The 15,956-nt window shown below is 62.0% G+C and carries 15 protein-coding genes; 12 read left to right on the forward strand and 3 right to left on the reverse strand.

Translation table 11 applies throughout. From position 1 onward, the window contains the following. Nucleotides 1–186 precede the first annotated feature (186 nt). On the forward strand, nt 187–636 hold the full coding sequence (locus tag ACHIRB_RS26145) for a tautomerase family protein (protein ID WP_395126098.1): 450 nt from the start codon (nt 187–189) through the stop codon (nt 634–636). A 4-nt stretch (nt 637–640) separates the two neighbouring features. On the opposite strand, the gene ACHIRB_RS26150 is transcribed toward ACHIRB_RS26145, so the two are convergent. After that, nucleotides 641–1,126, reverse strand: coding sequence for a MarR family winged helix-turn-helix transcriptional regulator (locus ACHIRB_RS26150; RefSeq protein WP_395126099.1), 486 nt, complete (start codon nt 1,124–1,126; stop codon nt 641–643). Between the two features lie 70 nt (nt 1,127–1,196). After that, a complete protein-coding gene (locus ACHIRB_RS26155) occupies nt 1,197–1,673 on the reverse strand; it encodes a carboxymuconolactone decarboxylase family protein (protein ID WP_395126100.1) in 477 nt (158 codons plus the stop codon). Between the two features lie 87 nt (nt 1,674–1,760). Here ACHIRB_RS26155 and ACHIRB_RS26160 point away from each other — a divergent pair, with 87 nt between their 5' ends. Next, nucleotides 1,761–3,215, forward strand: a complete 1,455-nt coding sequence (locus ACHIRB_RS26160; RefSeq protein WP_395126101.1) for a DUF4185 domain-containing protein — start codon at nt 1,761–1,763, stop codon at nt 3,213–3,215. A 160-nt stretch (nt 3,216–3,375) separates the two neighbouring features. Beyond that, on the forward strand, nt 3,376–4,563 hold the full coding sequence (locus ACHIRB_RS26165) for an AAA family ATPase (protein WP_199703708.1): 1,188 nt from the start codon (nt 3,376–3,378) through the stop codon (nt 4,561–4,563). Between the two features lie 116 nt (nt 4,564–4,679). On the opposite strand, the gene ACHIRB_RS26170 is transcribed toward ACHIRB_RS26165, so the two are convergent. After that, complete coding sequence (locus ACHIRB_RS26170) at nt 4,680–5,918, reverse strand: ABC transporter substrate-binding protein (RefSeq protein ID WP_395126102.1); 1,239 nt, start codon at nt 5,916–5,918, stop codon at nt 4,680–4,682. Between the two features lie 200 nt (nt 5,919–6,118). On the opposite strand from ACHIRB_RS26170, the gene ACHIRB_RS26175 reads away from it, so the two are divergent. The 9 genes from ACHIRB_RS26175 (at nt 6,119) to ACHIRB_RS26215 (ending at nt 15,888) form a co-directional block, all read left to right on the forward strand. Continuing rightward, nucleotides 6,119–7,345: a lipase family alpha/beta hydrolase gene (locus ACHIRB_RS26175; RefSeq protein ID WP_395126103.1), complete on the forward strand. Its 1,227-nt coding sequence runs from the start codon at nt 6,119–6,121 to the stop codon at nt 7,343–7,345. A gap of 116 nt (nt 7,346–7,461) precedes the next feature. Beyond that, nucleotides 7,462–9,402: an acyl-CoA dehydrogenase family protein gene (locus ACHIRB_RS26180; RefSeq protein WP_395126104.1), complete on the forward strand. Its 1,941-nt coding sequence runs from the start codon at nt 7,462–7,464 to the stop codon at nt 9,400–9,402. A gap of 287 nt (nt 9,403–9,689) precedes the next feature. After that, nucleotides 9,690–10,670, forward strand: a complete 981-nt coding sequence (locus ACHIRB_RS26185; protein WP_199703704.1) for an alpha/beta fold hydrolase — start codon at nt 9,690–9,692, stop codon at nt 10,668–10,670. A gap of 117 nt (nt 10,671–10,787) precedes the next feature. Next, a complete protein-coding gene (lpqN, locus tag ACHIRB_RS26190; RefSeq protein ID WP_395126105.1) occupies nt 10,788–11,504 on the forward strand; it encodes an envelope biogenesis lipoprotein LpqN in 717 nt (238 codons plus the stop codon). Nucleotides 11,505–11,694: 190 nt separating this feature from the next. Beyond that, a complete protein-coding gene (locus ACHIRB_RS26195; protein WP_395126106.1) occupies nt 11,695–11,991 on the forward strand; it encodes a hypothetical protein in 297 nt (98 codons plus the stop codon). Further along, entirely contained in the window at nt 11,988–12,830 is an 843-nt protein-coding gene (locus tag ACHIRB_RS26200) for a hypothetical protein (RefSeq protein WP_395126107.1), read from the forward strand. The genes ACHIRB_RS26195 and ACHIRB_RS26200 overlap by 4 nt, the downstream gene beginning before the upstream one ends. 79 nt (nt 12,831–12,909) lie before the next feature. Continuing rightward, nucleotides 12,910–14,841 carry a fumarate reductase/succinate dehydrogenase flavoprotein subunit gene (locus ACHIRB_RS26205; protein WP_395126108.1) on the forward strand — a complete coding sequence of 644 codons (1,932 nt, stop codon included), beginning with the start codon at nt 12,910–12,912 and terminating at the stop codon, nt 14,839–14,841. A gap of 1 nt (nt 14,842) precedes the next feature. Continuing rightward, the gene (locus tag ACHIRB_RS26210; protein ID WP_395115337.1) at nt 14,843–15,589 is read left to right on the forward strand and encodes a succinate dehydrogenase/fumarate reductase iron-sulfur subunit; all 747 of its coding nucleotides are present in this window, start codon (nt 14,843–14,845) and stop codon (nt 15,587–15,589) included. Nucleotides 15,590–15,687: 98 nt separating this feature from the next. Beyond that, the gene (locus ACHIRB_RS26215; protein ID WP_395118567.1) at nt 15,688–15,888 is read left to right on the forward strand and encodes a hypothetical protein; all 201 of its coding nucleotides are present in this window, start codon (nt 15,688–15,690) and stop codon (nt 15,886–15,888) included. Nucleotides 15,889–15,956: the final 68 nt, after the last annotated feature.

Here is a 15,956-nt window from a genome sequence, read left to right on the forward strand (position 1 = left end):
ACGCAAGAAGTAGCCGCTATTGCAAACGATTGTCAAAGTCGGATATGCGCATCTGTGGCCGGGTTGCGATCCGAGTCCTGTCGACGAGCCGCTCGATCACACTGGTACAGCAAGTCAGTGCTATGCCATACTACATAATACGGGCGAGAAGTCCGTGACTCCGACACCGAAGGGCGATGACTGACAATGCCGTTGATCGATCTGACAATTCCCGAAGGCGCGATTTCACCGGACAGGTCGGCGCAACTGCTCGACGACCTTGTCACGATTCTGCTGCGCGCGGAGAAGGCGCCCGATACCGAGTTCTTCCGCGGCATCACCTGGACCTACCTGCACGAACTGCCGCAACACCACCTCGCTGTCGGCGGCCGACCGGGCGGTGCTCCGCGGTTCCGCGTCGACATCACCGTGCCTGCCGGGGCACTATCGCAGCGTCGCAAGGACATCCTGATCGGCGAGGTCCACGAGGCCGTGGTCGGCGCGGCGGGACTGAATCCGCAAAGCGAGCAGGCGCTGAACGTCTGGACGCTGATTCGTGAGGTACCCGAGGGCAACTGGGGGGCTGCAGGCCAAGCCGTGAAGTTCGAGAATCTGAAGAGCGTCGCAGCAACAGAGCGTGACGCCGTCACCGCCTGACGAGCTAGGTGTTCTGCGGACTCGGCCCCGGCTCGCCACCGGTGAGATACTTCAGCAAAGTATCGAAAGTATCTGCGAGAGTTGCTAATTGCGCATCATCGAGGTTGTCGATGAAGTGCTTCCGCACGCTCGCGATATGGCCGGGTGCCGCGTTGCGCAATGTCTCCAAACCGGTCTCCGTCAGCACAGCGTCCGAGCAGCGCGCATCCCTCGTTGCCGATTCGCGAGCGACCAACTTCCGCCGTTCCATACGCGTGATCTGATGCGACAGCCTGCTCTGCGACCACTGCAGCGTGTCAGCCAACTCGCTGAGCCCCATTCGGTGCTGCGGTGTCGAATGCAAGGACGCCAACACGTGATACTCGACGAAGGTCAGATCGGATTCGCGCGCAAGATCTCGTCCGATGGCGGCTGCAAGCCGGTCGCGGGTGAGCACATAGCCCTTCCACGCACGCGACTCGGTTTCGTCCAACCAGTCCGGAATAGCCACCGGATAACTGTATCGAGTTGTTACATCAAGTATCGGCGTTGCGGAAAAGCCGACCGATTACAGATAGCGGCTACCGCTCGGCTACTGCCGATTTGATCGGATGTCTGCTCATGATCGACACCCGATTGAATGCATTGATCGCAACGGCTGCCCAGATCACCACGGCCAGCTGAGCGTCGTCGAACTGCTCGTTCAATACGGCGTACTCGGCGTCGTCGAGATGCTGCCCGGCCACGCGAGTCACCGCCTCCGCCAACGTCAAGGCCGCGCGCTCGCTGTCGTCGAAGAGATCCGTCTCGTTCCACGCAGGCAGAACTGCCAAACGCTGTGTGCTCTCGCCGCCTTCCAGCGCCAGGCGGGTGTGTAGATCCAGGCAGAAGACGCAGCGGTTGATCTGCGACACCCTGACGTTCACCAACTCCATCAGCGACCTCGGCAAACCGACGGCCGCCGCCGCCGCTCGGATCTCGAACGCGAGCGAAGTGAGGGCCTTGTACGCCGCCGGATTCTGCTTGTCTATGAACACCCGTTTCGGCGCCGTCACCATGCCGGAAGTCTATCGGCGAACTGCCTGTCTTCCCGGTGCTATGTTGCTGAGCGGGTCGACTCGGCGGGTCGAATCGGGAGGAATCGAATGCAGAAGAGAATTCTTGCGGCGCTGCTGTCCGTCGCACTCGGTGCTGGCGTCATCGTCAGCTCGAACGAGGGCGATGCACACGCCGAACCGACCCGAGTCGGAAGTGGACCCTGCTCGACGGATCCGAAACCGGTCCACGTCGGACCGATTCCGAAGACCCTCGAAATGCCGATTCAGTACCCAGTAATTTCACCGGTTCCGTATCCAGCACCGACGACAGCGCCGGTCCGAATCCAGACCGACCTGCCCGCCGACCCATGCACGGACCCGTGTCCCGATCTGACGGACGAGGGCCCGGCGCCGCAAAGCCTCGCCGGCCTGCTTGGACTACCCGAACTGATTCTCAAGCCGCAGCCGTTCGTCTTCGGCATTCCGGTCCCCGGTCCGCAACCGGATCCGCTGCCGTCCCCGCCGGAGAACGCGACGCCCGCAGTCGACCCTGCGCCCCGATCACCCGCACGAGCGACTCCTCGAGTTCGCGAGGTCGTCGAGATCTCGAAGCAGACCGGCGCGCACTCGATCAATCGGACCGACAAGCGTTGGCAGGTATACGGCACCGATCTCGGCATCATGTGGGAATCCAAGCCGGGAGAAATCGCGACGGCGTTCGGTGACACCGTTGGCCGCGGTTTTCATCCGCCGGGCGGCATGGGCGGCGACTGGCGTAGCAACGTGCTCGCGTTCAGCACGGACTCCGAACTTTCCGACGGCGTCAGCTACGACTCGATGGTCACCGACAGTCGTTGTCACGCAGCAGAACTGCTGAGCAGCCGCAAGATCGACAACGTCGAGATCACGACGATCCCGACGTCCGGCTTCGCGATCGGCGACCGGCAGTACATGAGCTACATGTCGATGCGGACATGGTCGAGCCTGCCAGGGACGTTCTTCACCAACCACGGCGGCATCGCGTACTCCGACGACCATGGCCAGACGTGGACGAAGGACCCGTTCGCGAAGTGGGACAACATCTTCGGACTCTCCAAGTTTCAGGTTTCGGCCATGGTCCCGCAGGGCGATTACGTCTACATGTTCGGTACACCCCCGACCCGACTCGGCGATGTCGGCCTGGCGCGGGTGCCGAAGGACCAGGTGCTCAATACGTCCGCCTACCAGTATTGGAGCAACGACTCGTGGACTCCTGTCGGCGGATTCGAGGCTGCATCCCCGGTTGTCACCGGGCCCGTCGGTGAGCTGTCGGTTCGCTACGACAGCTCCCGAAACGTCTGGCAGATGAGCTATCTCGATACCGCTCGGCTGGGAATCGTGCTGCGCGAATCCGATTCGCCGCAGGGCCTGTGGTCCGAACCGGCGCAGTTGGTCAGCGTGACCCAGTATCCCCAGTTGTACGGCGGCTTCATCCATCCGTGGTCGACGGGCGAGGATCTCTACCTCAACATCAGTACTTGGAACGACTACAACGTCTACATGATGGGCGCGAAGATCGGCTGAGGGTGCGTCGAACGTAGGTCAATCTATCGAAAGCTAGCAATTTCGCTAGATAGCCGAATAATTGCAGGACGAGTTTCGTCGGTAACAATCCATAGCCACATCTAGGACACGCGCTAGATGTGACGAGAATCGACTACGAAGGTTGTTACCTTCCAACCTCATGGATCCCGTGCGCAATCCGTACGCTCCCGGTGCCGGCCAGCGCCCACCGGAACTTGCTGGGCGTGACAAGCAATTGGACGCGTTCGATGTCGTGCTCGAGCGGATAGCTCGGAGTCGACCCGAACGCAGCGTTGTTCTGACAGGTTTGCGTGGCGTCGGAAAAACTGTGCTGCTCAATCAGCTTCGCTCCGCCGCCATCTCACGAGGGTGGGGGACCGGCAAGATCGAGGCCCGCCCCGACCAAGACCTCCGCAGGCCGCTGTCGTCGGCATTGCACATGGCTATTCGCGCAATCGGCACCGCCCATCGCGACCCCGACCGCGTCGACGACTTCCTCGGCGTGCTCAAGGCCTTCGCGCTCCGAGCTACCGCGGACAAGGGCATGCGCGAACGGTGGCAGCCTGGTATCGACGTACCGGCGATGACCGGCCGAGCCGACTCCGGTGACATCGAGATCGACCTCGTCGAACTACTGCTCGACGCGTCCTCGCTCGCCCGTGACATCGGCGTCGGGATCGCGATCTTCATCGACGAGATGCAGGACCTCGGCGCGGCGGACATCTCTGCCATCTGCGGTGCTTGCCACGAATTGAGTCAGGACGCAGCGCCTTTGATCGTCGTCGGCGCCGGTCTACCACACCTGCCCGCGGTGTTGTCGGCGTCGAAGAGTTACTCCGAACGCCTGTTCAGCTACCACCGCATCGACCGGCTCGATCGCGACGCAGCCGACCTCGCCCTGATCGCCCCGGCAGAGCGCGAAGGTGTCGAATACACGATCGACGCACTCGATGCGCTGTACGCAAAGGCAGACGGCTACCCGTTCTTCGTCCAGGCATACGGCAAGGCGACGTGGGACTTGGCCGCCGGAACCCCGATAACCGGCGAGGACGTTCGTGTTGCGGCACCGTCCGCCGAAGAGGAACTGGCCGTCGGCTTCTTCGGCTCTCGCTACGAGCGCGCGACGCCCGCCGAACGCGAATACATGAGGGCGATGGCCGACCTTTCGGGCGACGACGGGCCCGTGGCGACGGCGAAGATCGCCGCAGAACTCGGTCGCAAACCTGCGTCGCTGTCGCCCGCTCGCGACGGACTCATCAAGAAGGGCCTGATCTACTCGGCCGAACGCGGAACGATCGGCTTCACCGTGCCGCACTTCGGACGGTATCTGCGTAGCCAGTCGGACTGAATATCGCATCTCTACAGCAATGTTCGATATTTACTAGATAGCTGAATATTGCCCTGCCAACGGGGGAGGGCGCCCCTGATGCCGCTGGATGGCGTCAGGGTGCCGTTGACACCGCGTCAGCTGCGATTCTGCTCAGCGGCCGCGATCAGGGCCGCCGTCAACGCGGCGACATCCTGCTTGGTGTCGAATTGCCTTATCGCCGCCGTGATGTCGGCCAACCAGCGCACCGGCGTCGCCGCACCGTGGGCGAGTGACGGCACGATGTCGTCCGACATGTAGGACGCTATCGCCGTCGCCTGATAGGTCCCGAAGCCGTCCGTTCCGATGTCGGTTCGGGCTGGTATCGAACCCTTCGCAATATTGAAGGCCTTCTGCCCCTCCACACTGCCGACAGTCTCCAGCCACGCTTTTGCGCCACCCTCGTCTCTCGCGCCGACCGGCAGCGTGAACGAATCGGCAAGGAAGTCGAACTCGTCGGCCGTGCCGGGGACGGGGAACGCGACGTAGTCCACGTCGTACTGCCAATCCTGTTCGCGGAAAACGACTTCGGCCCAGTCACCCATGACGTTGTAGGCAGCTTTGCCATCGATGACGAGTTGGGTCGCCGCTTCCCAATCCAAAAATTGGAAGTCGCTGTTGGTGTAGGACATCAGCCGCCCGAAGTCCGCAACCGCGCCCGCGACGGCGGGGGAGCGCCAGTCCGTACTACCGGTGAACAAGCCCGTGTAGTCGTCGGCGCCGAGTCGCGCGAGCAACACCACCTCGAGCAGATGCACCTGCGTCCAATCCTTGCCGATCGCAAGGGGAGTGATGCCCGCAGCCTTGATCCGGTCCAGCTGAACGAACCAGTCGTCGAGGTTCTCCGGCCTCGACTCCATGTCCAATCCGGCCCGCGTCAGAACGTCAGCGTTGCCCCACACCACATTCGCCCTGTGCACGTTCGAGGGGACCGAGTAGATCTTGCCGTCGACGGTCAGCAGTTGCAGCAGCTGCTCGGGAAAGACCGAACTCCAACCGTTTTCGTCGTAGAGACCCTTGAGGTCCTGCACCCGATTGCCGAGGATGTAGTCGGTCAGTTCCTTACCTGCGTGCGCCTGGAAGGTGTCGGGTGGATCGCCTGCACCCATTCGATAGTTCAGAACATCCCTCGCCGTCGAGCCCGCGCCACCAGCGACGGCGCCGTTGACGAAGGTGAGACCAGGATGCTGCTCCTCGAATACCTTCACGAGCGCATCAAGCCCGGCCCGCTCGGAACCGTTGGCCCACCAGGTGAAGACCTCGACATCGGTGTCAGGTGCCGAGCCGCACCCGACGACCGTCATGGCGACCGCGAGCGCAGCGAGCCAGGACTTCATGCGAAACACGACGCCTCCCGTTCTCACTGCCCGCCCTGGGATACTGCAGCACGCCGGTGTCGCCCCGCGCGGCCTATTTGCAAACAAACACGTCTCCATCTGCACGTTCATCGGCGAACGCAGATTACCGACACGGCCGCCTGGCGCAGCTTCACACACTCCGTGGCAGGCTTCAGTGAACAGTTGTACACTATGGATTTATGAGCGAGTTGGCCACTCAACGACGGACCGAAGTCCGCGCACTTGCCAGGACCGCCTTCGACGAGATCGCGGGTGCGGTCGGCGGGATCAGCAGTATTCATCGGTCGGTATCGGACCGAGTTTTCGCCACCGTCGGCCTCGGTGTCGGATCTGCGCACACTCCTGTCAAAGCGATCCACGACGCCATCACCGACGTCGTCTACACCGCAGTAGCCGAGAGTGCCTCGCTAGCAGGCAAAGTTGCCGAGCAGACAGTCGACCTCCCCAATTCGGCACCGCTCTCGCACACCTCCCGTGGTGCCGGACTCATCGCCGCGGTGCAAGGACTCGTGGGCGATACGCTCGAAGCCGAAGGCCATGAACTCGCGACGAGCGCGATGTCGGTTCGCGTTGCCGGAGTCGAGGTGAGTCTCGACAAAGATTCGCTCGCAACAACTTTCCCAGCCGCGATGCCTCACCTCGTCGTGTTCCTCCACGGCCTCGTCGAGAGCGAGTACGCCTGGAAGCTCGGTGGCCGCCCGACCTACGGCGACCGACTCGTCGACGATCTCGACGCGACGCCGATCTACGTTCGCTACAACAGCGGCCGCCACATCTCCGACAACGCCAGGTCGCTGGCAGAACTGATGGACGAGCTTGTCGGCGAATGGCCGGTCTCCGTCGAACGAATTTCTTTCGTCGGTCACTCGATGGGCGGACTGATCGCGCGGGGTGCTTGCTGCCTCGGCAGCGACGAATGGACGCAGTGGGTGCATCTCGTTCGCCATACGGTCTGCCTCGGCTCACCACATCTCGGCGCGCCACTCGAACGGCTCGTCCATTACGGCAGCGCTGCGTTGAACGTCCTACCCGAGACGCGTCCGTTCAGCCGCCTGCTGCGCAGACGAAGCGGCGGTATCCGAGACCTCTTCGCGGGCTCACTCGTCGACCAGGACTGGCGTGATCGCGATCCCGATGCACTCCGGATCGCCGCATGCCAGGAGGTGCCGCTACTTTTCGGCGCGAAGCACTATTTCGTGTCCGCAACCATCACGCGAAGCCCTCGCCACCCGCTCGGCCGAATCATCGGCGACGGACTCGTCCTCGTGCCGAGTGCGTCTGGTTCCAACAAGTCGCGGCGTATCGGTTTCGAGGTCGAAAACGGGCTGCACATCGGGTCCGCGAACCATTTCTCGCTGCTCAACAACGAATCGGTCTACGAGAAACTGCTCACCTGGTTGCGCTGAATTCGCTCGCCCGACACTGCAGTACCCGCTGGTAACCAACGTCGTCGTTTCGCCACCACAGCCGACGCTCTGGGAGAACACTGGGGTCACGCGAGCGAAAAACTAGGAGGACTCCAGTGGTGGCAACGCAGAAAGTAGAACCGACCGAAGAGCAATCGAGAGCACTCGTCGAGGAGTCGCGAGTCAGCGGCTGGGACAAACCGTCGTTCTGCAAGGAACTCTTCCTCGGCCGCTTCCAACTCGATCTCGTCCACCCGTATCCAAGTCCGCCCGCAGCCGAGACCGCCGAAGCCGCGAAATTCCTGGCCGAACTTGCCACGTTCTGCGAGACGGTCGACGGATCGCTGATCGAGCGCGAGGAACGGATACCCGACGAATACATCAGAGGCTTCGCCGAACTCGGCTGCTTCGGCCTGAAGATCCCGCCCGAGTACGGCGGACTCGGCTTGTCGCAGGTCTCCTACAACAAAGCGCTGATGCTGATCGGATCCGTCCATGCGTCGCTCGGCGCGTTGATGTCGGCACACCAATCGATCGGCGTACCCGAACCACTCAAACTTGCAGGAACCCCGGAACAGAAGGCCGAGTTCCTGCCCCGCTGCGCCCGCGGCGCCATCAGCGCCTTTCTGCTGACCGAACCCGACGTCGGATCCGACCCGGCGCGGATGGCGAGCTCGGCGGTCCCCATCGAAGGTGGGTCCGCCTACGAGCTCAACGGCGTGAAGCTGTGGACGACCAACGGCGTCGTCGCAGAGTTGCTCGTCGTCATGGCGCGGGTACCCAAGAGCGACGGTCATCGAGGCGGCATCTCGGCGTTCATCGTCGAAGCAGCAGCGCCCGGTGTCACCGTTGAACGGCGCAACAGGTTCATGGGACTGCGCGGCATCGAGAACGGCGTCACCCGAATGCACAACGTGCGGGTGCCGAAGGAGAACCTCGTCGGCCGTGAAGGCGACGGTCTCAAGATCGCGCTGACCACACTCAACGCCGGCAGGCTCGCCATTCCCGCCCTGTGCGCCGCGGCAAGCAAATGGAGCCTGAAGATCGCGCGCGAATGGTCGGCCGAACGGGTGCAGTGGGGACGTCCGGTCGGCAAACACGCATCGGTCGCTGCGAAACTCTCGTTCATCGCGGCAACCACCTACGCACAGGAAGCGGTCCTCGATCTGTCCGGACAGATGGCCGACGAGGGACGCAACGACATCCGGATCGAGGCAGCTCTCGCAAAGCTGTGGGCGAGTGAGATGAGTTGCCGGATCGCGGACGAGTTGGTGCAGATTCGTGGCGGGCGCGGCTACGAAACGGCGGACTCGTTGAAGGCACGCGGCGAGCGAGCCGTGCCTGCCGAGCAACTTCTTCGCGACCTTCGGATAAACCGGATCTTCGAAGGATCGAGCGAGATCATGCGACTTCTCGTCGCGCGGGAAGCATCCGACGCGCACGTCGTCGCTGCCGGTGATCTCGTCAATGCGAAAGCACCGACGAGCGCGAAGGCAAAGTCCGCCGTCAAGGCGAGTGGCTTCTACGTCAAATGGATGCCGCAGCTGGTCGCGGGTAAGGGCCAACTGCCGACCTCGTACAGCGAATTCGACTCACTCGCAACACATCTGCGCTTCGTCGAACGTAGCTCGCGCAAACTGGCCAGGTCCATGCTCTACGGCATGGCGCGTTGGCAGGCCAAGCTCGAATATCGGCAGGGATTCCTCGGCAGAATCGTCGACATCGGTGCGGAACTGTTCGCGATGTCGGCCGTCATCGTCCGCGCGCAAAGTCAGCGAGCCGGCGATCCGGCCGAAGGTGACACCGCATTCGAACTCGCTGAGGCATTCTGCGAACAGGCGACACTGCGGGTCGAGAACCTTTTCGCAGCGCTGTGGCAGAACACGGACGACCTCGACGGCCGCATCGCCGAAAGCGTTCTCGACGGTCGCTACGAATGGCTCGAACAAGGCGTCCTCGACCAGAGCGAAGGAACCGGACCCTGGATCTCGGAATGGGAGCCGGGTGCCTCGACGGAGGAAAATCTGTCACGCCCATTCCTGCCGCCGACAAAATAGGCGGCTACGCCGCTCGTGAGTCCTTTCGGTGGTCCTGTCCTCCAAAAGGACTCACGAGGTTCTAGCCCTTTTCGTAGAGATTGGAAGACTCGGGAATTCAAGGCTCGCAAACTATATTTCGGCGTCGTTTGAACACCGGGACGATAACGGTTGCTTTGCTACCCATCGGTACAAGCAACTTCTGGGCGACCATCCATCTACCGCAGCAAACAAGTTTCTCCTGCAGTAGTAACGGAGTCGCACCCCCACGCGACAACCGGTCAGGAACCCAAACACGGGAGACCGACATGTCGACTACTCGATTCGCTACCGCCCGAGTCGTACCCGCCGCCGATATCGACGGGCATCGCATTACCGTGTCAGCCGACGACGGTGTACCGCTCGCGGTCCGCGAATTCGGTCGACCCGACGCCCCCCTGACCGTCGTGTTCGTACACGGGCATTGCCTCCGAACCGACTCGTGGACCTACCTCCGGAGCCACCTCACGCAGACCTGGGGTACCGAGGTCCGCATGGTCTTCTACGACCACCGTGGTCACGGCGAATCGGGCGAAGCCCCTTACGACACTTACAATCTCGATCAGCTCGGCAGCGACCTGTCGGCAGTTCTTCGCGCGGTCGTCCCGACCGGACCGATCGTGCTCGTCGGGCATTCCATGGGTGCGATGACCGCACTCGTCTATGCGCGCCAGAATCCCGCCGAAATCGGCACCCGCATAGTCGGTGTGGGTCTGATCGCCTCAGCGGCGAGCCGACTCACCGAAGCGGGTATCGGACGGTGGCTGAGGCGTCCTGCCGTTGCCGCGCTCCGGGGCGCCGTCAAGTGGGCACCCGGTGTCATGCATGCCTCGAAGCGTATGAGCCGCAGCGTATGTGAGCCCATCGTGCGCAATGCCGGCTTCGGCAACCGCAAGGTGAGCCCACGGATGGTTGCGGTTGCCGCGGCGATGCTCAACGAGACGTCCGTCGTGACGATGTCCGGTTTCCTCGAATCGTTCATCGGTTTCGACGAATCGGAAACCCTGTCGATCCTCGAGCAGATACCCGCTCTGATTCTCGGCGGCTCGGCCGATGTGGTCACTCCATTCGAGCACTCGATAGCGATCGCATCGCGCCTTCCCGGATCGGTGTTGGTGTGCCTCGAAGGGGCAGGACACGGCGTGATTCTCGATCAGGCTGCAGAGGTAGCCAGTTCGATCACGAGCCTCGTCGAACGGGTCAGCGCGGTTCTTCTGCAGCGCCCGATCACCGAACTGGCCGCAGGGTAATTTTGCGGCAATTCGTGTCGTCGAAGCGGTAGTTCTACTCAGCGTCGGCGGGTACTTGTGCCGGCATTTGCCGTAAACCATTAACGTGCAGGGGATATGACCCGTACAAAATGCGCTATGAAAAAACTTCTGCTAAAAATTCCGGTCGCCGTTGTGGCCGCTTCCTGCGTTCTCGCACTCCCCGCGTGTGGATCGGGCGATTCCGACAGATCATCGTCGGCAACGTCGAGCAAAGCCACCACATCAGCCGCTGCAACCTCGAGCGGAAAAGCTGAATCGACGACCAAGGCGAAACCGACGTCGACCGAAGGTGCAAACGAGACCATTGCGGACTACATCGCGCAGAACGGCATAACCGAGACACCCGTCAAGCCCGACGATCCAAATGCTCCGACGATCGATCTGCCATTCCCAGCGGGTTGGGAAAACGCGGGTGCAAATACCCCGGAATGGGCATATGCGGCAATTGTCTATTCGGGCGCAGACGCCGGCAACTATCAGCCGAGCATCATTGCACTGCTGTCGAAGCTCGAGGGCAACGTCGACCAGGAGAAGTTGATCGAATACGCGAGCGGCGAACTGAAGAACCTGCCGGACTACACCGAGGTTCAACCCGAGACCAAATCCACGTTCTCCGGCTTTCCCTCCTTGGCGGTCGCCGGTACATACACCCAAGGCGGACAAGAGATTCTGGTCGCCCAGAAGACCGTCGTCATAGAGGGCAAGGACGGCGTCTACGTGCTGCAGTTGAACCTCGACGCCACTCCCGACCAGGCCGAGATCGTCAACGCAGCTGCCGAGGAGATCAACACGAAGACCACCATCACTCCGTAGCGAACAGACAGTTCCCAGGATCTCGAAACGAGGCGGCCGCACCGGCGTGCGGCCGCCTTGTTCGTCCTCCGAGGAATGCCTCTAAAGTGAGCTGAGTCACATAGTCGTTCGGCAGGCGAACCACCCGCCAGACGCGGCTACCATGTCGTAGTGTGCTCTTCGTCACACAGCCCCCTCGGAGGTACAGCCCATGTCAACCACCGAAATAAACGAGCTTCGCCAGACAATCGGCCAGCTCAGACAATGCATCGGCGCGCTTCGCTCGCAGTACGGTGACGCCCGATCGATATCCCGGCTCGTCAACGATCTCGATCGTCTCGATCTCGATGCTGCCGACCTGGAGGAATCGCCACCACCTCCGATCAAAGGCGCACCGGAACGCCGAAACGACGTCATCTACGTCCCGGACAGCCGCTCCGACGAATCGGCGTGGATGGGTGCCCAGGACGAGGGTCTCGGGTTCCACTCGCGCGAGCGGACCAAGTGAGCGCACCCGCCACCGACCGCAACGCAGAACAGCACGACAACGGCAGAACTGGCGTCTTCTCCTCGACGCGGGCTCAGCTTTCCGCCCGAACGTTGCGGACCGATCGTTGGTGGATTCCACCCGTTCTGACGGTCATCGGACTCGGCGCATTCGTCGCTTACGCGACGGTTCGGTCGTTCGTGCGGACCGCGTACTGGGTGGAGGAATATCACTACCTCACGCCGTTCTATTCTCCGTGTCTCAGTGATTCGTGCGTTCCGGGTTCGAGCCATTTCGGCACACCGTTCCCCGAGTTGCCGATGCTCATCCCGCTCGGTTTCGTAGTACTGCCGTTTCTGCTGCTTTTCCGGCTGACGTGCTACTACTACCGCAAGGCTTACTACCGGGCCTTCTGGTTGTCACCACCTGCGTGCGCCGTTGCGGAACCCCACAGCAAATACTCTGGCGAGACGCGCTTTCCGCTCATCGTCCAGAATGCGCATCGCTACCTGTTCTACGCGGCGGTGGTCATCTCGTTGATAAACACCTACGACGCCATAGCTGCCTTCCACTCACCCGGCGGGTTCGGGTTCGGGCTCGGCAACGTCGTGCTCGTCGTCAACGTCGTCGCATTGTGGGCGTACACGCTGTCGTGCCACTCCTGCCGCCACATCACCGGCGGCAGATTGAAGCACTTCTCTGCGCATCCCGTTCGGTACTGGATCTGGACGCAGGTGTCGAAGCTGAACACACGGCACATGCAGTTGGCCTGGATCACGCTCGGCACACTCGTGTTCACCGACTTCTACGTAATGCTCGTCGCGAGCGGAACTCTGACAGATCTTCGTTTCGTCGGTTAGTGGCGACGACGACTCCTCACGTGGCAGTCGATCTCGGCACTCAGCTCGCCCCGGCTCGCCCAAGAAGGAAACGTAATCCATGACAGAGTTTGAACGGCAGGTCGAACGGCACTCCTACGACGTCGTCGTGATCGGTGCCGGCGGTGCCGGACTCCGAGCCGTGATCGAGGCTCGCGAACGCGGCTTCACGGTTGCGGTCGTCTGCAAGTCGTTGTTCGGCAAGGCCCACACGGTGATGGCCGAGGGCGGGTGCGCCGCGTCGATGGGTAACGCGAACTCGAAGGACAACTGGCAGACGCACTTCAAAGACACCATGCGCGGTGGCAAGTTCCTGAACAACTGGCGGATGGCGGAGTTGCACGCCCGCGAGGCCCCCGACCGCGTATGGGAGCTCGAGACGTACGGCGCGTTGTTCGACCGGACCAAGGACGGTCGGATCAGCCAGCGCAACTTCGGCGGCCACACCTACCCTCGCCTCGCTCACGTCGGCGACCGCACCGGACTCGAAATCATCCGGACGATGCAGCAGAAAATCGTTGCGCTGCAACAGGAAGACTTCAAGGAGACCGGCGACTACGAATCCCGCATCAAGGTTTTCGCGGAGTGCACCGTGACGGAGCTGCTCAAGGCAGACGGCGCGATCGCAGGCGCGTTCGGCTATTGGCGCGAATCGGGTCGGTTCATTCTGTTCGAGACACCGGCTGTCGTGCTCGCGACGGGTGGCATCGGCAAGTCCTTCAAGGTGACGTCGAACTCCTGGGAGTACACCGGTGACGGGCATGCCCTCGCGCTGCGGGCGGGTGCGTCGCTGATCAACATGGAGTTCATCCAGTTCCATCCGACCGGCATGGTCTGGCCGCCAAGCGTGAAGGGCATCCTCGTCACCGAGGGGGTCCGCGGTGACGGTGGCGTTTTGAAGAACACCGAGGGTCAGCGGTTTATGTTCGACTACATCCCACTGGTGTTCAAAGGTCAGTACGCGGAAACGGAAGAAGAAGCCGACGCGTGGCTCAAGGACAACGACAGCAGTCGCCGAACTCCCGACCTGTTGCCACGCGACGAGGTCGCGCGTGCCATCAACTCGGAGGTGAAGGCAGGCCGCGGCACACCGCACGGCGGGGTCTACCTCGATATCGCCTCGCGGATGCCTGCTGCGGAAATCAAGCGGCGGCTACCGTCGATGCATCATCAATTCCTCGAACTCGCCGACGTCGACATCACCAAGGAACCCATGGAAGTGGGTCCGACGTGTCACTACGTCATGGGTGGGATCGAGGTCGATCCCGATACCGGTGCCGCTAGCGTGCCCGGAATCTTCGCCGCCGGTGAGTGTTCCGGTGGAATGCACGGCTCGAATCGACTCGGCGGCAACTCGCTGTCGGACCTACTGGTATTCGGACGTCGAGCGGGCCTCGGCGCCGCGGCCTACGTGACGGCGCTGAAGGAACGTCCATCCGTCACCGAAGCCGATGTCGAGGCTGCTGCGCGAAATGCGTTGGTGCCGTTCGATCAACCTGCCGACGGCGCCGCGGAGAACCCGTACGCCGTGCACTCCGATCTGCAGCAATCGATGAACGACCTCGTCGGCATCATCCGCAAGGAAGAAGAGGTCGAGCAGGCGCTCGGCAAGCTCGACGAGCTACGCGGCCGAATGAGCAGGGTTGTTGTCGAAGGGCAGCGGCCGTTCAATCCGGGTTGGCACCTTGCGATCGACCTGCGAAACATGTTGCTGATAAGCGAATGTGTTGCCAAGGCCGCCTTGCTCCGTACGGAAAGCCGTGGCGGCCACACCCGTGACGACTATCCGAAGATGGACGCGCACTGGCGCAACACGTTGCTCGTCTGTACGGCTGATCCGGCCGAAGGCGACGGCCTGGTGCCTGGCGTCAGCGTCGCAAAGCGGGAGCAGACGGCGATGCGTGACGAATTGCTGGAGCTTTTCGACATCGACGAGCTCGAAAAGTACTACACCGAGGGCGAACTCGCCGAACATCCTGGAAGGAAGTCCTGAGATGTCCTACGACGCGAAGTTCAGGGTCTGGCGCGGTGACATCGACGGTGGAGAGCTGCACGACTACACCGTCGAGGTCAACGAGGGCGAGGTGGTCCTCGACATCATTCATCGGCTACAGGCAACGCAGACACCGGATCTCGCGGTCAGGTGGAACTGCAAGGCAGGCAAGTGCGGGTCGTGTTCGGCGGAGGTCAACGGGCGACCACGCCTCCTCTGCATGACGCGGATGTCGACTTTCACCGAAGCCGATGTCATCACGGTCACTCCGATGCGCAGCTTCCCTGTGATGCGAGACCTCGTCACCGACGTCTCGTTCAACTACGCGAAAGCTCGTGAAGTGCAATCGTTCACGCCCCCACCGGAGCTGAAGCCGGGGGAGTACCGCATGCAGCAGGTCGACGTGGAGCGGTCCCAGGAGTTCCGCAAATGCATCGAATGCTTCCTGTGCCAGAACACCTGTCACGTGGTCCGCGATCACGAAGAGAACAAGGAAGCATTTTCCGGGCCACGATTCCTCATGCGCATCGCGGAGTTGGAAATGCATCCGCTCGACGTTGCCGATCGGCGCGACGTGGCGCAGGAAGAACATGGCCTCGGACTGTGCAACATCACCAAGTGCTGCACCGAGGTATGCCCCGAGCACATCAAGATCACCGACAACGCTCTCATTCCGATGAAGGAGCGCGTCGCGGATCGCAAATACGATCCGATCGTGTGGTTGGGTAACAAGCTCTTCCGTCGGTGACGCCGACCGCTCCACCCAGAGCCGGACAATTGATAGGACGTTTCTCCTGCTAGTCGCTCGGGTACTCCCCGAATACCTTCAGCGACAAGGAGACCGCTATGCGTATTGCAACGGTAGTTGTGCTCGTCTGGTTGATCATCGGCGCAATCGCGGCCGGCCAGAGGGGCTATTACAAGGGTGAAGCAGAGTCGTGCGCCGGTGTGGGCACGATCGTTGTGACGGTCCTTGCCGGGCCACTGAACTATGTGGGCGTCAATCCGAAGGTCACCGATTGCGAACTACCGCAGCCGAGTCCCTAGAGGGCCTGCGGCCTCGTGAGTTAAAGGTGCCCTCCGGACGCGCTGCTGGGGTGAAAATGGGGTGTGGT

It is taken from the genome of Antrihabitans spumae (genome assembly GCF_043944905.1).
In the GTDB taxonomy this organism is placed as follows: Bacteria; Actinomycetota; Actinomycetes; order Mycobacteriales; family Mycobacteriaceae; genus Antrihabitans; species Antrihabitans spumae.